Origin of the sequence: Micromonospora sp. WMMA1949, from assembly GCF_027460145.1 — a bacterium.
GTDB lineage: Bacteria > Actinomycetota > Actinomycetes > Mycobacteriales > Micromonosporaceae > Micromonospora.
The window spans coordinates 3,853,614-3,878,850 of sequence record NZ_JAPZBG010000001.1; the positions used below are offsets into that span (position 1 = coordinate 3,853,614).

The window sequence follows — 25,237 nt, forward strand, 5'->3', positions numbered from 1 at the left end:
GGTGCCTCGACCGCGGGCTCCACACCGGAGCCGGGCGGGGACGAGGCGGTCCTGAGCGAAGTGGGGAGGGCCGGTGACCTCGGCGACGCTGTTGACTCCTGCCACGTCGTCGCGACCCGGTGGTGAACGCCCGGGCAAGACGACGCGAGCCGCGGAGCGGGCCTACATCCGGGTCCTGGTGGTGCTGGACACCGCCGTGCTCGCGGTGGCCATCCTGGTCGGTTACCTGGCCCGGTTCGGAGACGAGGAGCCGACCGGTTCCGAGATCCCGTACGTGGTGGTCGCCCCGGCGCTGCTGCTGGTCTGGCTCGTCTCGCTCAAGGCGATGCGGTGCTACGACGACCAGGTGCTCGGCTACGGCGCCGACGAGTACCGGCGGGTCAGCGCGGCGAGCATGCGACTCGCCGGCGGCATCGCCATCGCCGGGTACATCGCCGACGTCGGCGTCTCCCGGGGCTTCCTGGCGATCTCCTTCGCCGTCGGCACGATCGGGCTGGAGGTGGCGCGGTTCGCGGCCCGCAAGCGGCTGCACCGGGCCCGCGACCGGGGCGCCGGCTGGTCCCGCAAGGTGCTCGTGGTGGGTGACACCGCGCACGTGCTGGAGCTGGTGCACACGCTGCGCCGGGAGCCGTACGCCGGCTACCAGGTGGTCGGCGCGTGCATCCCGGACGCGCTGCTCGCCCCGGTGCCGCAGCGGCTGGGCGACGTGCCGGTGGTGGGCAGCTTCCGGGGCATCCCGGAGGCCGCCACCGCGATCGGCGCCGACACGGTGGCGGTCACCGCCTCGGGCGAGCTGACCGCGACCCGGCTGCGCCGCCTCGGCTGGCAGCTGGAGGGCACCGGCGTCGACCTGGTGGTGGCACCGGCGCTCACCGACGTGGCCGGTCCGCGCATCCACACCCGTCCGGTCGCCGGCCTGCCGTTGATCCACGTCGAGGCGCCCGAGTTCCGCGGTGCCCGCAAGCTGGTGAAGGGCTTCGTCGACCGGTCGATCTCGTCGATCGCCCTGCTCGTGCTGGCGCCGCTGCTGATCGTGATCGCGCTCGCCATCAAGATCGACAGCCGTGGCCCGGTGCTGTTCCGGCAGACCCGGGTCGGTCAGGGCGGCGAGGAGTTCGGCGTCTTCAAGTTCCGCACCATGGTCGTCAACGCCGACGCCCTGCTCGCCGAGCTGGCCGCGCGCAACGAGACCGACGGCCTGATGTTCAAGATGCGCGACGACCCGCGCGTCACCCGGGTCGGCCGGCTGCTGCGCAAGTGGTCGCTGGACGAGCTGCCCCAGCTCGTCAACGTGCTGCTCGGCCAGATGAGCCTGGTCGGCCCGCGCCCGCCGCTGCCGTCCGAGGTGGCCCGCTACGACGGCGACGTGGCCCGCCGCCTGCTGGTCAAGCCCGGCATGACCGGCCTCTGGCAGGTCAGCGGCCGGTCCGACCTCAGCTGGGAGGACGGCATCCGGCTCGACCTGTACTACGTGGAGAACTGGTCGCTGGCCGCCGACCTGACCATCCTCTGGAAGACGTTCGGCGCGGTGATCAACAGCCGCGGCGCGTACTGAGGGGCCGGGTCAGGGCTGCGGCCCCAGCCAGTCCAGGCACACCACCACCGCGTCGTCCACCAGGTCACCGGCGACGAACGCCCGCAGGTCGCCGATCAGCGACCGGACCGCGTCCAGCGGTTCCATCGGTCCGGTCCGGCGCAGGAACCGGTCCAGCGCCACCTCGCCGTACCGCACCTGCTCGGTGGTGGCCTCGATCACGCCGTCGCTGACCACGAACAGGCGGTCCTCGCGTTCCAGCCGGAACCGCTGCGGGCGGTAGTCGCTGCTCTCGAACATGCCGAGCGGGAACTGCTTGTCCAGCTCCTGCTCGGTCACCTGACCGGCCCGCAGCCGCAGCAGCCGTGGCGAACCGGCGTCCACCACCGTCATCTCGCCGGAGGCCAGGTCCAGTTCGATCAGGAGCACGGAGACGTGCTGCTCGCCCCGGTACTGGGCGTAGATCGCCTGGTCGGCCAGGGCGGCCTGGTCGGCCAGGTCGAGCCCGGCCCGGCGCGCGTTGCGCAGCGCGTGCGTGGCCAGCGAGGCGAGCAGCGCCGCGGCCACCCCCTCGCCGTAGCCGTTCAGCACCGCCAGCCAGAGCCGGTGACCGTCGTCGGACCAGTCGAAGCTGTCCCCGCGCACCGCGTACGCCGGTTCCAGCTGCCCGGCCAGGCTGAACGACGGCCGGATCCGGCTGCGCCCCGGCAGCAGCTCCCACTGCATCTCGGCGGCCAGCGTGAGACGCCGGCTGCGCCGGGCGGTCCGGTAGATGTCGGTGGTCGCCATGACCGCGCTCAGCTCGTGCCCGAGCACCGTGGCGATGGTGGCCAGCTCCCGGCAGGCGTTCGGGTCGGCGGGGACCGGGGCGACCTGGAGCACGCCCCGGCGTTCGCCGCGCATGCCCACCGGGAACCAGCCGACGCCGTCGGCGATCACCGGCTCCTGGTGGTCGAAGGCGCGCCAGGCCGGGTGGCCGGGGCCGGTGACCGACGGGCCGTCACCCAGCGGCAGCAGCTCGGCGAGCCGGTAGTCGACCTGGTAGAGCTCGGTGCGGGTGACGCCGTACGTGCGTGCCAGCTCGGCGGCGAGCCGGTCCACGATGAGATCCGTCGGCGCCTCGGTCAGGACGCGGCGAGCGCGTCCCTCCGCTCCGCTCATCTTTGCTCCTTTGCACAGGTCGCCGGGCAGATCCGGGGAGTAGTCTCGGGCCCACCATGACCGAAGAGCGCGGTCCCCGGGGACCTGAAACGAGTACGTCCGCCGCCCTGGACGAGGCGGCAGGCACCTTGCTCGCCGTCTGGGAGGCGGCCCGGGAACGCACCACCAGCCGGCTGTCGAGTGCCCAACTACGCGCGATCATGGTCGTCGAGCAGTATGACGGCATCAACCTCCGCCGGCTCGCCACGCTCACCGACATGTTGCTCTCCTCCGCCAGCCGGCTGTGCGACCGGCTGGTCGCGGCCGGGATGCTGGAACGCGAGCCGGGCCGCTACGACCGGCGGGAGATCTCCCTGCACCTCACGCCCGCCGCCATCCGGCTGCTCGCCGAGCTGCGCGAGGACCGGCGGCACCGGCTGGAGCGGATCCTGGCCGGGATGAGCCCGGAGGGCCGGGCCGCGCTGGTACGCGGCATGCGCGAGTTCGACGAGGTGGGCCGGCGCGGCGAGGCCACGGTGGCGGACGGATGGCCGATGCTGCAACCCTCCGGGGAACGGATCGGCGACCCCGCCCGGCCGTCCGACGAGCCTCCGGTGGCCCGTACCGCCTGACTCAGCCCTCACGGGCGGCCCGCAACCGGGCCACCACCCGGGGATGTTCGGTGAGTGCCCGTTCCAGCGTGCCGAGCACCTCGTCCAGCAGCGCCCGGCCGCCCCGGGAGGTCAGCGCCTCCTCCTGCCACCCGACGAAGTCGCGCAGCAGCCGGTCGTCGTCCACGCGCACGGCCGCGATCAGCGCGTCCACCAGGTGCGCGATGCCGGCGGCGACATCCTCGGCGCTTTCGGGCGGCGGGTCCACCGCGGCCAGCGCCAGCCGGATCAGCTCACGCCGCCGGTGCAGCACCGCCACGTACGCGTCGTCCGGCGGGGGCGGCGGCGCGCCGGTGTGTGCGGCCGACAACGGCTGCTCCAGCAGCGCCACCGCGTCCCGGGCACTGGCGCCCCAGCCCGCCGCGCCGATCACGGTGGCCCACCGGCCGTCCGGGCCGAAACCGGGACCACCGGCGAGCACCGGCACCCCGGCCGCGCGGCTGGCCTCCACCATCCGCGCCGCCCGGACCAGCCGGTTCGGCTGCACACAGCTCAGCAGCACCGCGTCCGGGCCGGTCTGGTGCAGATAGGAGACCAGATGCCGGGCCGGCACGCTGGCGCCGAGGAACGTCACCCGCCAGCCCGCCGCCCGGACCACCTCGGTGACGATGCGGGCGGCCAGCGCGTGCCACTCGCCCTCGACGCACGCCATCACCACGTGCCCGCGCCGCGGCGGACCGGTCGTCGCACCCAGCGCGTCCACCACCTGCTCGCTGACGTGGGTGGCGGCGTGCTCCTGGGCGATGCTCCAGGAGCCGGTGAGCCAGCGCAGGCCGACCTCCCGCTGCGCCACCGCGACCAGGTCGACCAGGACGTCCGCGACCGAGAAACCGTCGGCGAGCAGGTCGCGTGCGAGCGCGATCGCGCCGGCCCGGTCGGCGGCGTCCAGGCGGTCGAGGTACGCGGCGAGCGTGTCCGGCCCGATCCGGCGCCCGGCCCCGGGGCGGTCCGGCGGCGGTGTCATCCGGCTGCCACGGCGAGCATGGCGATGTCGTCGTGGGGTTGCCCGTCCAGCCACTCGTCGACGAGCTGGAGCACCCGGTCGACGAGCGCGGCGGGTGGGAGCCCGGCGCCGGTGGCGAGCGCCTGACGCAACCGGGCGTCGCCGAACATGGCCGGCTCCGTCGGGCCGCCGCGAGCCTCGGTCACCCCGTCGGTGTACGCCAGCATCAGGTCACCCGGCGCCAGCCGTACCTCGGTGTCGGCGAACCGGGCGTCGGTGAGCGCGCCCACCGGCATGCCGCCCACCCGGACCGTCTCCACCCCGCCGCCGGCGCGGACGACGAGCGGGGACGGGTGCCCGCCACCGGCGAGCCGCACCAGCAGCGCGCCGTCCGGCTCGCGGCGCAGCGCGCCCAGCAGGAGCGTGGTGAACTGGGCCCGGCGGGCCGCGTCGGGGGCGTCCAGCAGCGCCCGGTTGAGCAGCTCCAGCAGCTGCCGGGGGCGCTGCTCGACCAGGCGCAGGGTCTGCAGCGACTGGCGGACCCGACCGGTCAGCACTGCCGCGCCGACACCCTTGCCGCAGACGTCACCGAGTGCGAACAGGCCGCCGTCGCCGGTGGGGAACAGGTCGTAGAAGTCGCCGCCGATGCGCAGGCTGTCCCCGGCGGCGCGATAACCGCCGGCGAGCGTCATCCCGGGCAGGCGGGGCAGTTCCGGCGGCAGCAGGCTGTTCTGGAGCACCCGGGCCAGGTGGGCCTGCTCGCCGTACAGGTCCGCGGCGGCCAGCGCGGCGCCGGCCCGGCCCGCGAACTCCCGGGCCAGGCCGATCTCCCGCTTGTCGAAGCCGGGCCGCTCCGGGCGGCGGGCCAGCACCAGCGCGCCGGCCGGACCACCGGCGCTGGGCATCGGGCTGATCAGCACGGTGCCCGGGCGGCCGAACCCGGCGGGCAGCACCTCGGCCAGGTCGGCCAGCTCGGCGTCCAGCCACGGGCTCGGTTCGGTGAGGTCGCCGTCGAGCGCCTCCACCAGCCCGGGGACGGACTCCACGGTCGTCCAGGCGGCCAGGCCGGTCACCGGGCCGGGATCGCCGGTGGCGTACCGGATCCAGTGCGGCTCGTCCTCGGCGGGCGGGGGCGGGCGGTGCACCACGACGGCGGCGTCGGCCAGGTAGGGCACCGGCAGCGTCACCGCGGTACGCAGCGTCTGCTCGCGGTGCAGGGACAGTCCGAGCCGACTGCCCGCCTCGGCGAGGAACGCGGTGCGCGACCGTTCGGCGAGCAGCGCGTCGGTGCGCGCGTGCTCCTCGGTGACGTCCCGGACGTACCAGGCGTGGCGGTCGTCGGCCAGGGGCCGCCGCAGGCCGTTCAGCCGCCGGCCGCGGTGCTCGGTCTCGAACGTGTCCGAACCGGCGGCCGCCGCGCCGGCCAGGGCGGGCACCGGGCACGCGGCCAGGTCGACGCCGGGCGACACCTCGGGGAGCAGGTCGGCGGCCATCGCGTTGACGAGTGTCACCACCCCGGAGCGGTCGACTGTCACGACCGCCTCGGCGAGCCCGTCCAGCAGCTCGCGGGCCAGGTGGTCGTCAGCCGGTAGCGCGACCCCGGCAACCCGCCGGGGTCGTCTCCGCGAGGCGTGTCCACCGCCGCTGACCGGCCCCGCGACACCGCCCCGGCGCGCGGCGGTCACCTCCGGTGGCCGGGCGCTTCGGTCGGTCGACCCCTGCGCATGCTGTCGGTGCACTCCTCGCTCGGCGGACACGTTGCCTGGCGGCAAGCGTACCGAGCGCAGGCACGGAATGCCCGTCGAGGATCATCCGGGTCAGCCGGCCCGGGCCAGCCACCCCACCGGCCGGTCGACGATCCGGCGGACCACCGAGCCGGCTCCGCCGACCGCGGCGGACTGCGCCCCGAGCACTGCCGGGCGCACCGTCACCGGTGCCCAGGCGGCGGTGAGTACCCGCCGGGAGACCTCCGCCTCCACCGTCGGCCGCAGCCAGGGCGCCAGCCGGGCGTATCCGCCCCCGAGCACCACGGTGTCCAGATCCAGCAGGTTCACCACGCCCGCCACCGCGACGCCGAGAGCGGTGCCGGCGTCGGTCAGGGCGGTCACCGTGGCCGGGTCGCCGGCCTCGGCCAGGTCGGCGAGCCGGGTGGCGGCGGTGTCGGCCGGCAGTTCCGCGCCGGGCAGCCCGGCGGCGGCCAGGATGGCCTCCTGACCCGCGTACCGCTCCAGGCAGCCCTGGCCGCCGCAGCGGCACGGCCGCCCCTGCGGCTGCACCGGGAAGTGACCGATCTCTCCGCTCCACCCGCGCGCGCCCCGGTACAGCGCGCCGTCGAGCACGATCCCGGCGCCGATGCCGATCTCGCCGGTGACGTGCAGGAAGCTGCGCGGGCCGGCCGGGCCCGCGTACAGCTCGCCGAGCGCGGCCAGGTTGGCCTCGTTGTCGACCACCAGCGGCGGCACCCCGTCGACCGGCTCGGCCAGCGGGTGCCCGGCGAGCAGGGCCGGCACGTCCACGTCCCGCCAGCCGAGGTTCGGCGCGAGCCGGACCAGGCCGCCGTCGCCCACCAGACCCGGCACGGCGAGCGCCGCGCCGGCCAGTGTCAGCCCGTCGCGTACGGCGGCGGCGCGCGCCTCGGCGGCCAGCGCGGCGAGCCGGGCGAGCGCGTCGGCGGGGGAGACCGGGCGCAGGTCGGCACGGCGGACCAGGTGGTGCCGGACCGCGCCGGTCAGGTCGACCACGCAGGCCGCCAGGTAGTCGACGTTCACCTCGAGGCCGAGCCCGGCCGGGCCGTCGGAGGCGAGCACCAGGCCGCGGGCGGGCCGGCCCGCCCCGGTACGCGGCTCCGGCTCGGCCTCGGCGACCAGCCGCCCGGCGATCAGGTCGTCCACCACGGCGGAGACGGTGGCCCGGGTGAGGCCGGTGTCGGCGGCGATCCCGGCGCGCGAGGGCGGTCGATCGGCGGCGGCGATCCGCCGGAGCACCACCGCGAGGTTCAACTCGCGCAGGCTGCCCTGCCGGACCGCCCCGGCGGTGCTGGTGCTTGTCACCTCTTGACACTGCCACATCGCCGCCATTTAATTCAACCGCTGAACAAATCGCGGACGACACCACCACCTGGAGGTCTGCCATGGCTCCCCGCCCCACCCCCGCGGACAAGTTCTCCTTCGGCCTCTGGACGGTGGGCTGGCCGGCCCGTGACCCGTTCGGTGACGCCACCCGCCCCGAGCTGGACGCCGTCGAGGCGGTGCACCGGCTCGCCGAGCTGGGCGCGTACGGCATCACCTTCCACGACGACGACCTGATCCCGTTCGGCGCGGACGCGGCCACCCGCGACGCCCGGCTCAGCCGGTTCCGCAAGGCACTCGACGAGACCGGCCTGGTCGTGCCGATGGTCACCACCAACCTGTTCAACCACCCGGTGTTCAAGGACGGCGGCTTCACCAGCAACGACCGCGAGGTGCGCCGCTACGCGCTGCGCAAGGTGCTGCGCAACATCGACCTGGCCGCCGAGATGGGCGCGAAGACGTTCGTGATGTGGGGCGGCCGGGAGGGCGCCGAGTACGACGTCGCGAAGGACGTCCAGGCCGCGCTCGACCGCTACCGCGAAGCAGTCGACCTGCTCTGCGAGTACGTCGTCGACAACGGCTACGACCTGCGCTTCGCCCTGGAACCCAAGCCGAACGAGCCGCGCGGCGACATCCTGCTGCCCACCGTCGGCCACGCGCTGGGCTTCATCTCCACCCTGGCCCGCCCGGAGATGGTCGGGCTCAACCCGGAGGTCGGGCACGAGCAGATGGCCGGGCTGAACTTCGCCCACGGCATCGCCCAGGCGCTCTGGCAGGGCAAGCTGTTCCACATCGACCTCAACGGCCAGCGGGGCATCAAGTACGACCAGGACCTGGTCTTCGGCCACGGCGACCTGCTCAACGCGTTCGCCCTGGTCGACCTGCTCGAGCACGGCGGCCCGAACGGCGGCCCGGCCTACGACGGCCCGCGCCACTTCGACTACAAGCCGTCCCGTACGGAGGACATGACCGGCGTGTGGGCCTCCGCCGAGGCGAACATGCGGACGTACCTGCTGCTCAAGGAGCGGGCCGCGGCGTTCCGCGCCGACCCGGAGGTGGCCGAGGCGCTCGCCGCCGCCCGGGTGGCCGAGCTGGCAAAGCCGACGCTGAACCCCGGCGAGGGCTACCGCGAGCTGCTGGCCGACCGGACCGCGTTCGAGGAGTTCGACCCGGACTCGGCCGGGGCGAAGGGCTTCGGCTTCGTCCGGCTCAACCAGCTCGCCGTCGAGCACGTGCTCGGCGCGCGCTGAGGCGGGCCGCCATGCCGCTCGTCGCGGGGGTCGACTCGTCGACCCAGTCCTGCAAGGTGGTCGTCCGGGACGCGGAGACCGGCGCACTGGTCCGGCAGGGCCGCGCGCCGCACCCGCCCGGCACCGAGGTCGACCCGTACGCCTGGTGGGAGGCCCTGCGGGCGGCGGTCGCCGAGGCCGGCGGCCTGGCCGACGTGGCCGCCGTCTCGGTCGGCGGCCAGCAGCACGGCATGGTCTGCCTGGACGCCTCCGGCGAGGTGGTCCGCCCGGCGCTGCTGTGGAACGACACCCGTTCCGCCGACGCGGCCCGGGACCTGGTCGAGGAAGCCGGCGGCGGGGAAACCGGCCGCCGGTTCTGGGCCGAGGCGACCGGCGCGGTGCCGGTGGCCAGCTTCACCGCGACGAAGCTGCGCTGGCTGGCCCGGCACGAGCCGGACAACGCCGACCGGGTGGCAGCCGTCTGCCTGCCGCACGACTGGCTGACCTGGCGGCTCGCCGGCGCTCCCGGGCTGGACGCGCTGCGCACCGACCGGGGCGACGCCAGCGGCACCGGCTACTGGTCGCCGCGCACCGGCGAGTACCGGCTGGACCTGCTGGAGCGGGCCTTCGGCCGGCGCCCCGAGGTGCCTGTCGTGCTCGGCCCTGCCGAGGTGGCCGGGCACCTCGACCCGGCCGTGTTCGGCGACGGCGCGGCGGCTGGCCCGGTGCTCCTCGGGCCGGGCACCGGGGACAACGCCGCCGCGGCGCTCGGCGCCGGAGCCGGTCCGGGCGACGTGGTCGTCTCGATCGGCACCTCCGGCACCGTGTTCGCGGTGGCGGACACCCCGGCCGCCGACTCCAGCGGCGCGGTGGCCGGGTTCGCCGACGCCACCGGCCGGTTCCTGCCACTCGTGTGCACGCTCAACGCGGCCCGGGTGCTCGACGCCGCCGCGACCCTGCTCGGCGTCGACCTCGACACGCTCGGCGAGCTGGCCCTGTCCGCCCCGCCCGGCGCGGACGGGCTGGTGCTGGTGCCGTACCTGGAGGGGGAGCGGACGCCGGACCGGCCGCACGCCACCGGCGAGCTCAAGGGCTTGACGCTGCGGACGTCCACCCCGGCGCACCTGGCCCGGGCCGCCGTCGAGGGCATGCTCTGCGGGCTGGCCGACGGCCTGGACGCGCTGATCGCGCAGGGCGCCCGCGCCGACCGGATCATCCTGGTCGGCGGCGGCGCCCGGTCCGCCGCGGTACGCCGGATCGCGCCGCAGGTCTTCGGCCGTCCGGTGGTGGTGCCGCCGCCCGGCGAGTACGTGGCCGACGGCGCGGCCCGGCAGGCCGCCTGGGTGGCGCTCGGCGGCGACACGCCGCCCGCCTGGTCGATCGGCGACACCGAGGAGTACACGGGCGAGGCGGTCCCCGCCATCCGCGAGCGCTACGCCCACGCCCGGGGGTAAGGAAGGGCCCCTTCTTAACGCCTCCGGTAGAGAAGGGGCCCCTTCTTAACACGCCCGCCGGTCGGGGGCGGTGTCCCGGATCGGGCCCGCACCTGATTGGCTGCCCTGCATGACGGGCACCAGGATCTCCCGGCGCGGGAACGCGGCACACCGGATCTACAGCGTCGTGGTCTTCGTGGTGCTCGCCTCGCTGGACAACGTGGCGATCGGCCTGGTGCCCCCGCTGTACGGGCCGATCTCCACCGCCCTCGACGTACCCCAGCGGATGCTCGGCCTGGTCACCGCCGTCAGCTTCCTGGTCAGCGCGGTGGCGGCGGTGGGCTGGGCGTACGTGGGGGACCGCACCAACCGCAAGCCGCTGCTCATGGTCGGCACGCTGCTCTGGGCCGCGGGCACCGGGGGCAGCGCGCTCGCCGGGGGGTACGCGACGTTCCTGATCGCGCAGTTCGTCGGCGCGGTCGGGCTCGGCGCGGTGGGTTCGGTCGGTTTCTCCGTGGTCACCGACCTGATCTCACCGCGCCGCCGGGGCCTGGTGATGAGCTTCTGGGGGCTGTCGCAGGGCGTCGGGACGCTGGCCGGGACGCTGCTCGGCGGCGTACTCGGGTCGACCGACTGGCGGCGGCCGTTCCTGCTGCTGACCGGCGTGGGCCTGGCCGCCACGGTGGCGTACCTGTTCACCTACGACATCCGGCGCGGGCAGAGCGAACCGGAGCTGGCCGGGGCGATCGACGCCGGGAACGAGTACGACTACCGGATCAGCCGCGCCGACCTGCCCCGGATCCTGGCCCGCCGGACCAACCGCTGGCTGATCCTGCAAGGGCTCACCGCCCAGGCCGCGTTCGGCTCGCTGGTCTGGTTGCCGGTGCTGTTCAGCCAGCGGGCCGAGGCGCAGGGCTACTCACCTGCGACGGCCGTGGTCGTGGGCAGCGTCTTCGCCACCCTGTTCCAGCTCGGTGGCGTCCTGTCCATCGTGGGCGGACTCGTGGGCGACGCGCTGCAACGGCGTACGCCGAGTGGCCGGGCCATGGTCGCGGCCGTCGGCATCCTCGCGGCGCTCCCGTTCTACCTGGTTCTGTTCTTCGTGCCGATCCGCATCGACGTGCCCGACGGCGCCGGCTCCGGCGCGGTGGTCACGGCCGTGCTGTCCAGCGTGCTGACCGAACCGTCGGTGGGGCTGAGCCTGCTCACCGCCGTGGTGGCGCTGGCGCTGACCTCGGCGAACTCGCCGAACTGGTTCGCCCTGATCGCCGACGTCAACCCGCCCGAGCACCGCGGCACCGTCTACAGCCTGGGCAACCTCGTGAACGGCGTCGGCCGGGCAGCGGGCAACGGGCTGGTGGGGGTGGCGTTCGCCGGGCTGCGAGCGGCCTTCCCGCCGCCGCTGAACTACGCGGTCGGGCTGGCCGCGTTCCAGCTCTTCTTCATCCCGACCGGGATCATGTACTGGCTGGCCGCGCATACGTCGCCGCGGGACATCGCGCAGGTGCACGACCTGCTGCACGCTCGCGCCGACCGCTTGGAGGAAGGAAGGGCCCCTTCTTGACGGTGCGTGTCAAGAAGGGGCCCTTCCTCTACCTGAGGCGTTAATAGGGGGCCCTTCCTTACACCCGGAACCAGACGGTGACATCCGTCGGGACCGCGGCACCGTCCAGCGGCGCGCTCGACACCAGCACCTCGGCTCCGGCCGGCAACGGCGCCGGGTCGGTGCCGAAGTTGGTCAGCACGGTGAGGTCGCCGTTGGTGAACGTGAGCACCTCGTCGCCGGAGGACAGGAACCGCAGCGGGCCTCGGGCCAGCGCGTGCTCCCGGCGCAGCCGCAGCGCGGTCCGGTACAGCTCGTACGTCGAGCCGGGCACGCCGCGCTGCCGGTCCAGTGCGTACTCGGCCCACACCGGCGGCTGGGGCAGCCAGCTCGCGTCGGTCGGCCCGAAGCCGTACGACGGGGCGTCGGCCTCCCACGGGATCGGCACCCGGCAGCCGTCCCGGCCGCGCTCGGTGTGCCCGCTGCGCGCCCAGGTCGGGTCCTGCCGGGCCTCGTCGGGCAGCGTGGTGTGCTCCGGCAGCCCCAGTTCCTCGCCCTGGTAGAGGTAGGCGGAGCCGGGCAGCGCGAGCATCAGCAGGCTGGCCGCCCGGGCCCGGCGCAGGCCCAGCGCGGCGTCCGGCTGCGGGTCGTCCACGCCGACGCCGTTGGCCCGGCCACCGCCGGTGCCCAGTCCGAGCCGGGAGGCGTGCCGGACCACGTCGTGGTTGGACAGCACCCAGGTGGTGGGCGCGCCGACGGAGTCGGTGGCCTCCAGCGAGCGGGTGATCACCGCGTACTGGGCCGGCGCGGTCCAGGCGGCCAGCAGGTACTCGAAGTTGAACGCCTGGTGCATCTCGTCGGGGCGCACGTACCGGGCCAGCCGCTCGGCCGGCTCCACCCACGCCTCGGCGACGAGAATCCGCTCCCCGGGGTACGAGTCGAGCACCCGCCGCCACTCCCGGTAGATCTCGTGCACGCCGTCCTGGTCCCACATCGGCGGGCGCGGCTTGTCCACCTCGCTGCCGGAGAGGATCTCCTGCGGCTCCTGCCAGTCGGCGAGGTCGGCCTGCTTAATCAGGCCGTGCGCCACGTCCACCCGGAAGCCGTCGACGCCGCGGTCCAGCCAGAAGCGCAGCACGTCGAGGAACTCCGCGCGCACCTCCGGGTTGTCCCAGTTGAGGTCGGGCTGGCCGGAGTCGAACAGGTGCAGGTACCACTGCCCGTCGGGCAGCCGGGTCCAGGCGGGGCCGCCGAACACGCTCACCCAGTCGTTCGGCGGCTCGGTGCCGTCCGGGCCCTTGCCGTCGCGGATGACGTAGCGCTGCCGCTCCGGGCTGCCCGGCGCGGCGGCGACGGCCGCGGTGAACCAGCGGTGCGCGGACGAGGTGTGGTTGGGCACCAGGTCGACGATCACTCGCAGCCCGCGGGCCTTCGCCTCGGCGATCAGCTTGTCGGCGTCGGCGAGCGTGCCGAACAGCGGGTCGACGTCGCGGTAGTCGGACACGTCGTACCCGGCGTCGGCCTGCGGGGACGGGTAGAACGGGGACAGCCAGAGCGCGTCGACTCCCAGCTCGGCGAGGTGGTCGAGCCGGGCCGTGATGCCCGGCAGGTCACCGATGCCGTCGCCGTCGGAGTCGGCGAACGAGCGCGGGTAGACCTGGTAGATCACCGCCTCGGTCCACCAGCCGGTGCCGGGGGTCTGCTGCGTCGCGTCGGTGTTCAGCGCCTTACTCCTGTCTGGGTGGTGCGGGACCAGCGAGTTCTTTAGTGTGCCCGGGGTGGCGCGGTCGATTCGCGCACCACCAGGCGAGTGGGCAGGATCACCGGGGGCGGCGTCGGATCGTCGGTGTCGGCGCCGCGCGGGGCGGGCACCGGGCCGGGGTACGGCGCGGCGGCCCGTACGCCCAGCGGGTCGAGCAGGATGCGGGCGGCGAGCAGCCCCTGCTCGGCGGCCGGCTGGGCGATCGTCGAGAGCCCGAGCACGCCGGCCAGGTCGTGGTCGTCGATGCCCATCACGCTCACGTCCTGCGGTACCCGCAGCCCGGCGTCGCGCAGCGCGGTGACCGCGCCCATCGCCATCTCGTCGCAGGCGGCGAAGATGGCGGTCGGCGGCTCGCCCCGGGCCAGCAGTTCGGCGGTGGCCCGGGTGCCTCCGTCGATGGTGAACCGCGACTCGACGTCGAGGCTCGGGTCGGGCCGCAGCCCGGCGGCCCGCAACTCCTCCTGGTAGCCGCGCCGCCGGTCCAGGTGGGTGGTGAAGGCCAGTTCGTCGTCCGGGTCGCCGGAGATGTGCGCGATCCGGGTGTGGCCGAGGTCGAGCAGGTGGCGGGTGGCGGTCCGGGCGGCGGCCACGTCGTCGATCCGGACGCAGGGCCACCCGGGCACCTTCGTGCCGGAGCTGATCGTCACGCCGGGCAGGTCGAGCTTGGTCAGCGCGTGCACGTCGGCCGCGCGCAGCGGCGTCGCGACCAGGATGATCGCGTCGACCCGCTTGTGCAGGCTCGCCGGGCGCAGGACCCGCCGGCGGGTCTGCTCGCGGCCGCCGAGGTTGTAGAGCAGCAGGTCGTAGCCGCTGTCCTGGAGGAACTCCTCGACCGCCTCGACCACGGTGCCGAAGAACCATCTGGTGATGCGGGGCACCACCACCGCCACCGTGCCGGTCCGGCCGCCGGCCAGCCGGCTGGCGCTGGGCGACACCGCGTACTGGAGTTGTTCGGCGGCGGCGAGCACCCGGCGGCGGGTCGCGGCCGAGACCGTCGGCAGGCCCCGCAGCGCCCGGGAGACGGTGGCCGTGGAGACTCCGGCCAGCCGGGCGACGTCGTCAATTCTGGTCATCGTGGGCTCCCCGCTGTGACCCGGGCCCGCCGCCGGCCGTGCCGGCGGCGGGACGCCGGGTCAACCCTTGACGCTGCCGGCGAGCAGACCTCGCACGAAGAAGCGCTGGAGGGACAGGAACACGATCAGCGGTACGACGATCGACACGAACGCGCCGGCCGTCAGCCGCTGCCACTCGTTGCCCCGGGTACCGGCCAGTTCCGCGAGCCGGACGGTCATCGGGGCGGTCTCGTCGCCGCCACCGGCGAAGATCAGCGCGACCAGCAGGTCGTTCCAGACCCAGAGGAACTGGAAGATGCCGAACGCGGCCAGCGCGGGCATGATCAGCGGCAGCACGATGGTGCGGAAGATCTTCGGGTGGGTGGCGCCGTCGACCCGGGCCGCCTCCATCAGGTCGCCGGGGAGCTGCGAGATGAAGTTGTGCAGCAGGAACACGGCGAACGGAAGCGCGAAGCAGGTGTGCGCGAACCACACCTGGGCGAACTTCTGCTCGTCCACCAGGTCCCATGCGGGCATGATCTGCACGCCGGCGACTGTGACACCGGTGGAGAAGAACCGCAGCAGCGGCACCAGGGCCATCTGCAGCGGCACGATCTGCAGCGCGAAGATGCCGATGTAGACCCAGTCCCGCCCCTTGAAGTTCATCCACGCCAGCGCGTACGCGGCGAGCGACGCGAACGCGAGCGGGAAGAGCACCGAGGGGATGGTGATCGCCAGCGAGTTGATGAAGTAGCTGGCCAGCTGCCCGGACGAGCCGCGGCTGAACAGCACCTCCTGGTAGTTCTCCAGCGTGATCTGCGGGTTGGTGAAGAACGTCCACCACCCGGTGGTCTTGATCTCGTTCTCCGGCCGGAGCGAGGAGATGAACAGGCCGAAGGTCGGGATCGTCCAGAGCATCGCGATGACGATCGACACGAGCGTGGCGGTACGGCTGTTCAGGCGCTTGCGCACCCGGGCGCCCCGGGTGGTCGGCTCGGTGGCCTGGGCGCCGACTCCGACGGTGGGCGTGGCGGTGGTCATCTCAGCCCTCCCGCTGCTTGCGCAGGTTGCGGATCTGGTAGATCACGATCGGGATCACCAGGACGAACAGGAACACCGCCAGCGCCGAACCCTGACCGTTCTCCTGGTAGCGGAACGCCTGGTTGTACATCTCGGTCGCGATCACGTTCGTGTCGTAGTTGCCGTTCGTGGCGGTCCGGACGATGTCGAAGACCTTGAGCGTGGCGATCGAGATCGTGACGACCACGACGATCAGCGCCGGCCGGATGCTCGGAATGGTGATCCGCCAGAACATCTGCCACGCGGTGGTGCCGTCGAGCCGGGCCGCCTCGACGATGTCGGCCGGGATGGCCTTGATCGCGGCGGAGAGCACCACCATCGCGAAACCGGCCTGGATCCACACCATGATCGCGATGAGCAGGAACGTGTTCAGCGGCGAGTCCAGCAGCCACTGCTTCGGCTCGCCGCCGAGGCTCACCACGATCTGGTTGAGCAGGCCGATCTGGTCGCCCTCGCCCCGGTAGGCGTAGACGAACTTCCAGATGATGGAGGCGCCGACGAACGAGATCGCCATCGGCAGGAAGATCAGGGACTTGGCCACCGCCTCGAACCGGGCCTTGTCCACGAGGACGGCGTAGATCAGGCCGAACGCGGTGGCCACCAGCGGCACCAGCAGCACCCAGATCAGCGTGTTGATCAGGACCCGGACGATCGAGTCCTCGGCGAACATCCAGCGGTAGTTGTCCAGGCCCACCCAGTTGTTGCTGCCGGAGTCCATGAAGGAGAGCAGCGTGGTGCGGACGGCGGGGACCACCAGCCCGACGGCGAGCAGCAGCAGCGTCGGCAGCAGGAAGAAGAACGCGAACGCGCCCTCGCGCTGCTTGGGCCGGCGGGGCAGCGGCGCGCCGCTGGCCGAGGCCGCGACCAGCTGTGCCTCCCGGCGCCGGGCGAAGTACGACGGCACCACGTCGAGGAGCAGGAGCAGCCCGCCCACCACCGCGACGAAAGCGATCAGCCCGTACATCAGCATGAGGAACTTCGGCTGTTCCGCCGCGAAGTCGAACTCCATCGACCCTCCTTCAAGGGTTCGGCTAGCAGAGGTGGCCCGGTCCGGGGGAACCGGACCGGGCCACCTGCTAGATCACTTCCAGCTGCCCTCGATGTCGTTCAGGACGGCGGTGGTGTCCTTGCCGTTGATCCAGGCCACCATGCCCTTCCAGAAGGTGCCGGCGCCGACCGCGGCCGGCATCAGGTCCGAGCCGTCGAAACGGAAGACCGTCTTCTCGTCCTGGAGGATGCCCACGGAGAGCTTGTCCACCGGGTTCGGGACGTTGTTGATGTCCAGCTTCTTGTTGGCCGACACCCAGTCGCCGATCTTGGCGCGGCTGTTGGCGTACTCCCCGGAGGCCAGGTAGGTCTGCACCGCCTGGACCTCGGGACGGTCGGCGAACGCGCCGACGAACTCGCCGCCGCCCAGCACCGGCTTGCCCTTGGCCGGGTCGATGGCCGGGAAGTAGAACGCGAAGACGTCGCCGTCCTCGGCCACCTTGGTGCCCTCAGGCCACTGGTTGGCGTAGAAGGACGCCTGGCGGTGCAGCGCGCACTTGCCGGCGGTGATCGGCGTGCCGCCCTCCTGGAACGAGGTGGTGGCGATGCTCTTCACGCCGCCGAAGCCGCCGTTGACGTACTTCTCGTTCTTCAGGATGGTGCCGGCCCGGTTGAGCGCGTCGGCCACCTGCGGGTCGTTGAACGGGATCTCGTGGGTGGTCCACTTGTCGTAGACGTCCGGGCCGCCGGTACGCAGCAGCACGTCCTCGATCCAGTCGGTGGCCGGCCAGCCGGTGGCGTCACCGGACTCGATGCCCGCGCACCACGGCTTGGTGCCGCTGGCCGCGATCTGGTCGGAGAGCTTGATCATGTCATCCCACGTGGTGGGGACGGTCCAGCCCTTCTCCTTGAAGGTCTTCGGCGAGTACCACACGAAGGACTTCACGTTCGAGCCGAGCGGGGCGCCGTAGAGCTGGCCGTTGACGGTGCTGTACTTCAGCCAGTCGGCGGAGTAGTTCTGCTCGGCCATCGCCTTGGTGTCGGCGCCGACCGGCTTGAGCTTGCCGGAGTCGACGAACCGCTTCAGCAGACCCGGCTGCGGGATGAAGGCGAGGTCGGGGGCGTTGCCGCCGTCCACCCGCACGGGCAGCTGGGCCTCGAACTCGCCGGAGCCCTCGTGGTCGATCTCGATGCCGGTGCAGTCCTCGAACTCCTTCCAGGACTGCTGGAGGCGCTCGTCCTCGATGTCACGGATCGAGGAGTAGATGGTCACCTTCTTGCCGTCGTGACCTTCGTACTTCTCGTATGCGTCGCACTCGGCCGAGCCCGCGTTGCTGCTCTTCTTGTCGTTGCCGGTGCCGCAGGCGGCGACGCCGAGCGCCAGCCCCAGGACGCCGGCGACCGCGAGCGCCTGGCGCGATCTGGCAAACGCCATGCCGATCTCCTTCCTTGCCGGCGCGTGGGGGGATCGAACCCGCGCCGGTCCGATGGTCGTGCACCCATGTAAGCGCTTGCATCGCGTCGGGTCCACCCCTGGCCGGACACGGCCCGGTAACAATCCCGAAACCCTGGCCAGCGGGGTTGGGTGCGCTCCCACGAATCTTCCCCGGAACGGAACTTTCTGTCACGATGTCCCCATCGTATTGAAGACTTTCAACATTGGAGGCAGTGGATGCGTAAGCGATGGCTCGCCCTCGGGGCGACCGCGGCTGTCCTGGCGGCGACCCTCGTCCCGGCCGCGCCGGCGATGGCCGCGCCGACGTTCAAGGTCCCGTTCCCCTGCAACCAGTCCTGGTCCGGCCAGACCCGGACCAACCACAGCCCGGCCAACGCGATCGACTTCAACCGGACCGACGACGCCGGTGACCCGGTCGTCGCCAGCGCACCCGGCACCGTCGACGTGGTCACCAACCTCGGCGACACCAGCTACGGCAAGTACGTCCGGATCAACCACGGTGGCGGCCACACCACCTACTACGCGCACCTGAGCGCCTTCAACGTCTCGGTCGGGCAGACCGTCGGCTACGGCCGGGTGATCGGGTACGTCGGCACGACCGGCGGCTCCACCGGCCCGCACCTGCACTACGAGCAGCGCATCGACGGCAGCTCCGTGAAGATCAAGTTCAACGGTGTCCAGGCGCTCTACTGGGGCACGAAGACCTACACCAGCGACAACGGCTGCGGCGGGACGAACACCGGCGAGGGCACCGTCAACACGGCCGGCTCCCCCCTGACGGTCCGCTCCGGCCCCGGCACCGGCTACAGCTCGGTCGGCACGGTTGCCGACGGGGCGAAGGTGACCATCCAGTGCCAGACCAGCGGCACCAGCGTCAGCGGCACGTACGGCACCAGCTCGATCTGGGACCGGATCGGCTCCGGCCGGTTCATCTCCGACGCCTACGTCTACACCGGCTACGACGGCTACATCCCCGGCGTACCCCGCTGCTGAACCCGGCGGCCCGCGGCTGAACGAGGCGGGCGTGGGGGCGAGCGGCCCCCGCGCCCGTACCGGTCAGGAGTTCAGCCGCCACACCGCGAAGTTCAGCGCGGACGCGAACGTCACCCAGGCCCAGTACGGCAGCATCAGCAGCGTGGCCGGCCGGGAGATCCGCCGGAACAGGGCCACCGTCACCCCGATCGCCAGCCACATCAGCACGATCTCGGCGAACGCCAGCCCGTACGCCCCGGCGCCGAAGAACAGCGGGGTCCAGATCGCGTTCAGCACGAGCTGCACCACCCAGGCCCAGAGCGCGGGGCCGAACCCGGCCCGGCGCCAGACCAGCCAGCCGGCGATCGCGATGAGCGCGTAGAGCACGGTCCAGACCGGGCCGAACAGCCACGAGGGCGGCGCCCAGGCGGGCTGCTCCAGGCTCTGGTACTCGGCGGAGGTGCCCTGCACACCCAGCCCGCCGATCGCGGCGGCGACGAAGGTGGCGGCGCCGAAGCCGAGCAGCGCCCACCACTGGCGGGCTCCGGTGGTGCGCCGGGCGACACTCTGCGACATCTCCATGGTCGAGATGTTTCCGCTCCACCGCTGCGGCAAACGCCCCGCCGGACCCGGGCGCGAGAAAAGCCGGGGTCACCCGGCCCGGACGTTCCGGTCCGGCAGGACGGAACGCCCGGGCCCGGCGACCCCGGCGGGTACGAGAACCGCTGTTACGTGTTGAAGATGCTGACGCCGCCCGGGCCGACCAGCAGGCCGACGACGATGAGGACGATGCCCCAGAGGATCTGCCGGCGGAACAGGGCGAGAATTCCGGCGACCACCAGTACGACTGCGAGAATCCAGAGAATCAGCTCCATGTCGGCTGAATACCCGGCCGCCCGATACGGGAAACCTCCCGGTCAGTCGAGCTGATCACCGCCGAGGTGGAAGACGCTGTACGCCTGCTTGATCACCGGGTGGGCCACGTTGCGGACCCGTACGCCGCCCGGCGTGGTGCCGCGCTCGGTGCCGTGGTGGGCGTGCCCGTGCAGCGCCAGCGCGGTGGGTGCGGAGTCGATCGCCTGGCCGAGCTGGTAGCTGCCGAGGAACGGGTAGATCTCCAGCGGCTCGCCGGCGAGCGTGTCGGGCACGGGGGAGTAGTGTGTGAGCGCGACGAGGGCATCGCACTCCAGCGAGAGCAGCGCGTCGGCGAGCGCGTCGGCGCTCTCCCGGGTGGTCCGCACGAACGCCTTCATCTCCGGCTCGCCGAAGTCGCTGGCGCACCGCCCGGCGAACCCGCCGCCGAACCCCTTCACGCCTGCCACCCCGAGCCGCCCACCGGGGGTGTCCAGCACGGTGCCGGTGCCCTCCAGCACCGTGATCCCGGCGTCCTGGAGCACCTTCACCACCTGCGGCACCTCGTCGCACTGGTGGTCGTGGTTGCCGAGCACGGTGATCACCGGTACGCCGAGGCCGCCGAACTCCTGGGCCACGCACCGCGCCTCGGCCTCGGTGCCGTGCCGGGTCAGGTCACCGGCGAGCAGCAGCACGTCGGCGCAGCCGGGCAACTCCTCCAGCGCCGGGCGGAACCGGCCCACCACGTCCTGGTCCAGATGCACGTCACCCACGGCGGCGATCCGGATCACCATCGAACCTCCCTCACGGCAACTCCTCGACCTGGGTGGGCGCCTGCGTGCGGATCACCCCGATGTCGCTGGTCACGGGCGTGTCCGGGAAGCGCTCGGCCACCCGGCGCAGGATCTCCTCCCGCCGGTGCGGGCTCTCCACCTCGCCGTAGAGCACCAGCCCGTTCTCCCGCCGCACCACCGTGATGCCCTGCTCGGCCACCGTCGGATCCTCGGTCAGCATGCTCTGGATCTCCGCCTCGACGTACTCGTCGGGGGGAACGTCGCCGGACAGTCCGGTCACAGGGTCTCCCTTCCGCCGGGCGCACCGCCGGGCAGCACGTCCAGCCGGTCGAGCAGCACCAGGAACGCCTCCGCGTACGGCGAGTGCTGCGTCTCCTTCCGTACCCGTTCCCAGTCGATCTGTTCCCGCAGCGATCGGGCCAGCGGCAGGGCCCGGGCGAAGTCGCAGTAGTGCTGCGAGAAGCTGAGCAGCTTGTGCACCATGAGCTGGCTGGCCGAGAGCACCGGCATCTGGATCGCGTCGACCGGGCGCACGATCGTGTCGGCGAACGTCTCCTCGGTCACCGGCGTCTCCACCGGCCGGTGGATCAGGTCCACCATCCGGTCCTCGTCGTAGACCTTCACCAGCCAGTCCTCCGGCGGGCGCTCGGCGGTGAAGCCGGCCTCGACCAGCGCCTCCAGCGCCCTGTCGACGTCCGCCTCGCGGAGCAGGAAGTCCACGTCGTGGTCGCTGGAGTGGCCGCCGTGGGCGTACACCGCGAAGCTGCCACCGAGCGCGAACGGGATCTCGGACTGTTTGAGCACGGCGGCGACCTTCTTCAGCGTGTGCACCAGGGTCTCGTCCCCGCGCTCGGCCATCTGCGGCTCCCTCGTCGTCATGTGGGGGGTGGGACCACGATGCGTACCCGGCGGACGCTCCGGTCACACCTGTTGCGGCGCGATCGGCCCGTCAGGGCAGGAAAGCGACACCGGGGCCGGGTGAGCGTCGGTCGGATAACCTCGGGAGGGTGGCCAGCTCACTGCGGACGCGGCGGGGCAGGGCCCGACTGCGTGCCGTCGCCCTGATCGGCATCGACGGCTCAGGTAAGACCACCCAGGCACACCGGCTCGCCCAGGCGCTCACCGCCGCCGGCCTTCCCGCCACCTACCACCGCAACGCCGGTGGCCGCCGCTGGCTCGGCCGCGTCGCGCAGCGGGTCGGCCGTCCGGACGCGCAGCGGCTCGTCGGGCGCGGCGGCCTGCTCGTCGTCGAGTCGGTGCTGCGGTGGCTGGCCATCGCGCTCGCGCTGCTCAGCTGCCTGGTGACCGGCCGGACCGCGGTGATGGACAGGTGGTCCGCCTGTCAGTACGCCAGCATCCGGGCGCACGGCGGGCAGCGGTGGGAGCGGCTGGCCCGGGCCGGGTACCGGATTTTCCCGGCGCCCCGGGTGACGTTCCTGCTCACCGTCGACCCCGCCGAGGCGTACCGCCGGATCGAACGGCGCGGCACCGACCACGAGAGCATGGCGTGGCTGACCGCCGCGGCCGACGCCTACCGGGCGCTGCCGGAGTACGCCGGCTTCGTGGTGGTGGACGGCAACGGCCCGCCGGAGGAGGTGGCCCGCCGGATCCGGGCGCACCTGAGCGAGTGGCTGCCCGACGACCCGTCCGCCGGTCCCGGCCCGGCGCCGGCCGGCCCGCCGCGCCCGGTCGGCGGGCGGGACGGGCCGGTGCCGGTTCAGGCCCGTCCGTAGACCGGGATGCTCGCGCCGCTCGTGGGCGCGGACTCGGGGGAGGCCAGGAAGCGGATGACCGCGGCGATCTCGGCCGGCGGCACCCAGCGTCCGTGGTCCGCGTCGGGCTGGGCGGCACGGTTGGCCGGGGTGTCGATGACGCTCGGCAGCACCGTGTTGCACCGCACGCCGCGCTGCCGGTACTCGACCGCCACCGTCTCGGCGAACGCCCGTACCGCGGCCTTGGCGGTGACGTAGCCGGAGGCGCCCGGAAACGGCGAGACCGCCGCCCGGGCGGAGACGCAGACCACCGCGCCGTCGCCGGACGCCACGAGGTGCGGCAGCGCCGCCCGGGTGACCAGGTACGTCGGGCGCAGGTTGAGCCGCAGCATCCGCTCGAAGTCCTCGACCGGTGTCTCGTGCACCAGGCCGCCGGCGGCGTACCCGCCGACGAGGTTGACCACCGCGCGCAGCGGCGCGGCCGGCTCGGCGGTCGCCGCCTCGACCGCCCGCGCGGCCCCGTCGGGGGTCAGCAGGTCGGCCACGACCCGGACCGGGCCGTCGTCCGTCCCGGGCTCCCGCTGGGGTACGACCACCCGCCAGCCGGCGTCGAGGAAGGCGGCGGTGACCGCGCCGCCGAGCCCACCTGTGCCTCCGGTCACCAGCACCGTGCGTTCCGTCATGGACACACGCTAGCCAACCGCCCCGCCGACGGGCCGGTGGGCCGTCCGGCCCGCCCGGTCGAGGCCGACCAGGCAGGCCCGGCCGCGCGACGGCGGACCGGTACGTCGGGCGGCAGGAGTGACTCGACCGGAGCGGATGAGGCGGGCGGGCTGCGACAATGGGATCCTTGGTCCGGGGCAGGCACGGAAGACGGTAAATTTCCCGATACGCGGTGTCATGGTTGACGCTCGGGCCTGCTGAAAGTAAGTTTCATCCGTGGCGAAGAGTTCGAAGATTTCTGCGAGTCACGAGCCCGGTGGACTGATCGTCCACATCAGCGGCCTGCTGCCCTCGCTGTCCCCGGCCGAACAGCGGGTGGCCCGGCTGGTCGTCTCCGATCCGGCGGATGCGGCCCGGCGCACGATCACCGACCTCGCCACCGCCGCCGAGACGTCCGAGGCGACAGTCATCCGCTTCTGCCGCTCGGTCGGCATGGACGGCTACCCGCAGTTGCGGATCCGGCTCGCCGCCGAGGCCGCCCGCCGGATCGAGCCGCCGGACGCGCGAGTGGTCGGTGGCGACATCCCGCCGGGTGCTGATCTCGCCCAGATCATCGCCACGATCGCGTTCAACGACGCCCGCGCCGTCGAGGAGACCGCCGAGCAGCTCGACCCGGCGGTCTGCGAGCAGGTGGTCGAGGCGATCGGCGCGGCCGGCCGGATCGACGTCTACGGCGCGGGCGCCAGCGGCTTCGTCGCCTCCGACTTCCAGCAGAAGCTGCACCGCATCGGCCGCATCGCGTTCTACTTCCCGGACGTGCACACCGCGCTCACCTCCGCCGCCCTGCTCGGGCGCGGCGACGTCGCGGTCGGCATCTCGCACACCGGCACCACCTCCGACGTCATCGAGGTGCTGGAGCAGGCGCGGGCGCGCGGCGCCACCACTGTGGCGCTGACCAACTTCCCGCGCTCGCCGATCACCGAGGTCGCCGACCACGTGCTCACCACCGCGGCCCGGGAGACGACGTACCGCTCCGGCGCGACGGCCAGCCGGCTGGCCCAGCTCACCGTCGTCGACTGCCTCTTCGTCGGGGTGGCCGCCCGCAGCCGGGCCCGGACCAAGAAGGCGCTTGAAGCCACCGCCGAGGCGGTCAAGTCGCGCCGGGTCGGTCCCGGTCGGAGGCGGGGATGACGGCGGGCCGGGTGGAACGCGACGGCGTGGCGGCGATCCGGCCGGTGGTGCGCGTCGGCGCGCCGACCGAACGGCGCAACCCGCACAGCGTCGACCTCGACCTGATGTCCACCCGGGACGTGCTCACCGTGATCAACGAGGCGGACCGGCGGGTGCCGGCCGCGGTCGCCGCGGTGCTGGACGAGATCGCCGAGACGGTCGACCTGGCCGTGGCCGCGCTGCGCGACGGGCACCGCGTGCACTACTTCGGGGCCGGCACCTCCGGTCGCCTCGGTGTGCTTGACGCGGCCGAGCTGGCGCCCACGTTCAACTCGCCGCGGCACTGGTTCTGCTCGCACCTGGCCGGTGGCCCGGACGCGATGTGGCGGGCCGTCGAGGACGCCGAGGACGACGAGCGCGGCGGCGCCGCCGAGGCCGGCGAGTGCGTACGCCCCGGCGACCTGGTGGTGGGCTTGGCGGCCAGCGGGCGCACCCCGTACGTCCTCGGGGCGCTCGCCGCGTCCCGGGCGCAGGGGGCCGGTACGGTGCTGCTCTGCGCGAATCCGGAGGCCGAGGCCGCCGCGTCGGTGGACGTCTTCATCGGGGTGGACACCGGGCCGGAGGTGGTCACCGGGTCGACCCGGATGAAGGCCGGCACCGCGCAGAAGCTGGTGCTCAACACGTTCTCCACGGCCGTGATGGTGCGTCTGGGCCGGGTCTACTCGAACCTGATGATCGACATGGTGGCCACCAACGCCAAACTCCGCGGCCGCATGATCTCGATTCTCGTGGAGGCCACCGGCTGCGCCGAGGAGGTGTGCCGGGTCGCCCTGCGGGAGGCCGACGGCGACCTCAAGACCGCGCTCGTCGCGCTGGTGTCCGGCGCCGAGGTGCCCGCCGCCCGGGCCGCGCTGGCCCGCTCCGCCCACCAGGTACGCGGCGCGCTCGCCCTGCTCGCCTCCTGACCGTTCCGGCCCCGCCCGTCCCGCCTCGATCCACCCGCCCGGCGCATCCGTCAGGCGGGTGCGACGCGTATCACGTGCGGGAGGGGGACGACTCCTCCCGCCCGGATTGTTCAACGAGGCGGAGGGTAATCCTTGAGCATGGCTGAACCGACCGGTCCGCAGGCGCGTATCTCGCAGTGACCAGGATCGCAACGACTCGGTGACGCGGCTC

At 73.1% G+C, this 25,237-nt stretch carries 23 protein-coding genes and 1 pseudogene; 9 read left to right on the forward strand and 15 right to left on the reverse strand.

All coding sequences use genetic code 11. The features are described from left to right. Window positions 1–73: 73 nt before the first annotated feature. On the forward strand, window positions 74–1,555 hold the full coding sequence (locus O7607_RS18170) for a sugar transferase (protein ID WP_269704426.1): 1,482 nt from the start codon (window positions 74–76) through the stop codon (window positions 1,553–1,555). Window positions 1,556–1,564: 9 nt separating this feature from the next. Here the strand turns inward: O7607_RS18170 and O7607_RS18175 are convergent, their stop codons facing one another. After that, window positions 1,565–2,695 (reverse strand): PP2C family protein-serine/threonine phosphatase, encoded by a 1,131-nt coding sequence (locus tag O7607_RS18175; protein ID WP_269704427.1) that lies wholly within the window; start codon window positions 2,693–2,695, stop codon window positions 1,565–1,567. 56 nt (window positions 2,696–2,751) lie between these two features. Here O7607_RS18175 and O7607_RS18180 point away from each other — a divergent pair, with 56 nt between their 5' ends. Next, window positions 2,752–3,306 (forward strand): MarR family winged helix-turn-helix transcriptional regulator, encoded by a 555-nt coding sequence (locus O7607_RS18180; protein WP_269704428.1) that lies wholly within the window; start codon window positions 2,752–2,754, stop codon window positions 3,304–3,306. Window position 3,307: 1 nt separating this feature from the next. On the opposite strand, the gene O7607_RS18185 is transcribed toward O7607_RS18180, so the two are convergent. The 3 genes from O7607_RS18185 to O7607_RS18195 all read right to left on the reverse strand — a co-directional run bounded on the left by O7607_RS18185 (window position 3,308) and on the right by O7607_RS18195 (window position 7,365). Next, a complete protein-coding gene (locus O7607_RS18185) occupies window positions 3,308–4,309 on the reverse strand; it encodes a cobalamin B12-binding domain-containing protein (protein ID WP_269704429.1) in 1,002 nt (333 codons plus the stop codon). Then, window positions 4,306–5,973 (reverse strand): PP2C family protein-serine/threonine phosphatase, encoded by a 1,668-nt coding sequence (locus O7607_RS18190; protein WP_269704430.1) that lies wholly within the window; start codon window positions 5,971–5,973, stop codon window positions 4,306–4,308. The genes O7607_RS18185 and O7607_RS18190 overlap by 4 nt, the downstream gene beginning before the upstream one ends. Before the next feature lie 132 nt (window positions 5,974–6,105). Beyond that, the gene (locus O7607_RS18195; RefSeq protein WP_269704431.1) at window positions 6,106–7,365 is read right to left on the reverse strand and encodes an ROK family protein; all 1,260 of its coding nucleotides are present in this window, start codon (window positions 7,363–7,365) and stop codon (window positions 6,106–6,108) included. A 53-nt stretch (window positions 7,366–7,418) separates the two neighbouring features. Here O7607_RS18195 and xylA point away from each other — a divergent pair, with 53 nt between their 5' ends. The 3 genes from xylA (at window position 7,419) to O7607_RS18210 (ending at window position 11,582) form a co-directional block, all read left to right on the forward strand. Beyond that, entirely contained in the window at window positions 7,419–8,606 is a 1,188-nt protein-coding gene (xylA, locus tag O7607_RS18200; protein ID WP_269704432.1) for a xylose isomerase, read from the forward strand. An 11-nt stretch (window positions 8,607–8,617) separates the two neighbouring features. Beyond that, complete coding sequence (gene xylB, locus O7607_RS18205) at window positions 8,618–10,039, forward strand: xylulokinase (RefSeq protein ID WP_269704433.1); 1,422 nt, start codon at window positions 8,618–8,620, stop codon at window positions 10,037–10,039. A gap of 109 nt (window positions 10,040–10,148) precedes the next feature. After that, on the forward strand, window positions 10,149–11,582 hold the full coding sequence (locus O7607_RS18210; protein ID WP_269704434.1) for an MFS transporter: 1,434 nt from the start codon (window positions 10,149–10,151) through the stop codon (window positions 11,580–11,582). Window positions 11,583–11,640: 58 nt separating this feature from the next. Here the strand turns inward: O7607_RS18210 and O7607_RS18215 are convergent, their stop codons facing one another. The 5 genes from O7607_RS18215 to O7607_RS18235 form a co-directional block, all read right to left on the reverse strand. Continuing rightward, window positions 11,641–13,284: a glycoside hydrolase family 13 protein gene (locus O7607_RS18215; protein ID WP_269707013.1), complete on the reverse strand. Its 1,644-nt coding sequence runs from the start codon at window positions 13,282–13,284 to the stop codon at window positions 11,641–11,643. Between the two features lie 41 nt (window positions 13,285–13,325). Continuing rightward, window positions 13,326–14,396 carry a LacI family DNA-binding transcriptional regulator gene (locus O7607_RS18220; protein ID WP_269704435.1) on the reverse strand — a complete coding sequence of 357 codons (1,071 nt, stop codon included), beginning with the start codon at window positions 14,394–14,396 and terminating at the stop codon, window positions 13,326–13,328. Between the two features lie 60 nt (window positions 14,397–14,456). Next, the gene (locus O7607_RS18225; RefSeq protein WP_269704436.1) at window positions 14,457–15,416 is read right to left on the reverse strand and encodes a carbohydrate ABC transporter permease; all 960 of its coding nucleotides are present in this window, start codon (window positions 15,414–15,416) and stop codon (window positions 14,457–14,459) included. A 1-nt stretch (window position 15,417) separates the two neighbouring features. Then, entirely contained in the window at window positions 15,418–16,464 is a 1,047-nt protein-coding gene (locus tag O7607_RS18230) for a carbohydrate ABC transporter permease (protein WP_269704437.1), read from the reverse strand. 72 nt (window positions 16,465–16,536) lie between these two features. Beyond that, window positions 16,537–17,877 carry an ABC transporter substrate-binding protein gene (locus O7607_RS18235; protein WP_269704438.1) on the reverse strand — a complete coding sequence of 447 codons (1,341 nt, stop codon included), beginning with the start codon at window positions 17,875–17,877 and terminating at the stop codon, window positions 16,537–16,539. 237 nt (window positions 17,878–18,114) lie between these two features. On the opposite strand from O7607_RS18235, the gene O7607_RS18240 reads away from it, so the two are divergent. Further along, window positions 18,115–18,891 (forward strand): M23 family metallopeptidase, encoded by a 777-nt coding sequence (locus O7607_RS18240; RefSeq protein WP_174533812.1) that lies wholly within the window; start codon window positions 18,115–18,117, stop codon window positions 18,889–18,891. Between the two features lie 63 nt (window positions 18,892–18,954). Here the strand turns inward: O7607_RS18240 and O7607_RS18245 are convergent, their stop codons facing one another. The 5 genes and pseudogenes from O7607_RS18245 to O7607_RS18265 form a co-directional block, all read right to left on the reverse strand. Continuing rightward, entirely contained in the window at window positions 18,955–19,452 is a 498-nt protein-coding gene (locus tag O7607_RS18245; RefSeq protein ID WP_269704439.1) for a TspO/MBR family protein, read from the reverse strand. A gap of 146 nt (window positions 19,453–19,598) precedes the next feature. After that, window positions 19,599–19,745, reverse strand: coding sequence for a GPGG-motif small membrane protein (locus O7607_RS18250; RefSeq protein WP_013288160.1), 147 nt, complete (start codon window positions 19,743–19,745; stop codon window positions 19,599–19,601). After that, window positions 19,736–20,516: pseudogene (locus O7607_RS18255) on the reverse strand (metallophosphoesterase family protein). Before O7607_RS18255 ends, O7607_RS18250 begins: the two are co-directional and overlap by 10 nt. 10 nt (window positions 20,517–20,526) lie before the next feature. Then, on the reverse strand, window positions 20,527–20,736 hold the full coding sequence (locus O7607_RS18260; protein WP_269707014.1) for a hypothetical protein: 210 nt from the start codon (window positions 20,734–20,736) through the stop codon (window positions 20,527–20,529). A gap of 56 nt (window positions 20,737–20,792) precedes the next feature. Next, window positions 20,793–21,374: a nucleotidyltransferase gene (locus O7607_RS18265; protein WP_269704440.1), complete on the reverse strand. Its 582-nt coding sequence runs from the start codon at window positions 21,372–21,374 to the stop codon at window positions 20,793–20,795. 149 nt (window positions 21,375–21,523) lie between these two features. Here O7607_RS18265 and O7607_RS18270 point away from each other — a divergent pair, with 149 nt between their 5' ends. Then, window positions 21,524–22,249: a dTMP kinase gene (locus O7607_RS18270; RefSeq protein WP_269704441.1), complete on the forward strand. Its 726-nt coding sequence runs from the start codon at window positions 21,524–21,526 to the stop codon at window positions 22,247–22,249. Here O7607_RS18270 and O7607_RS18275 read toward each other — a convergent pair. Further along, the gene (locus O7607_RS18275) at window positions 22,234–22,911 is read right to left on the reverse strand and encodes an SDR family NAD(P)-dependent oxidoreductase (protein ID WP_269704442.1); all 678 of its coding nucleotides are present in this window, start codon (window positions 22,909–22,911) and stop codon (window positions 22,234–22,236) included. The two genes, O7607_RS18270 and O7607_RS18275, sit on opposite strands and share 16 nt — an antisense overlap. Window positions 22,912–23,167: 256 nt before the next feature. Here O7607_RS18275 and O7607_RS18280 point away from each other — a divergent pair, with 256 nt between their 5' ends. Further along, window positions 23,168–24,082, forward strand: coding sequence for a MurR/RpiR family transcriptional regulator (locus tag O7607_RS18280; protein WP_269704443.1), 915 nt, complete (start codon window positions 23,168–23,170; stop codon window positions 24,080–24,082). After that, the gene (locus tag O7607_RS18285) at window positions 24,079–25,026 is read left to right on the forward strand and encodes an N-acetylmuramic acid 6-phosphate etherase (RefSeq protein WP_269704444.1); all 948 of its coding nucleotides are present in this window, start codon (window positions 24,079–24,081) and stop codon (window positions 25,024–25,026) included. Before O7607_RS18280 ends, O7607_RS18285 begins: the two co-directional genes overlap by 4 nt. Window positions 25,027–25,237: the final 211 nt, after the last annotated feature.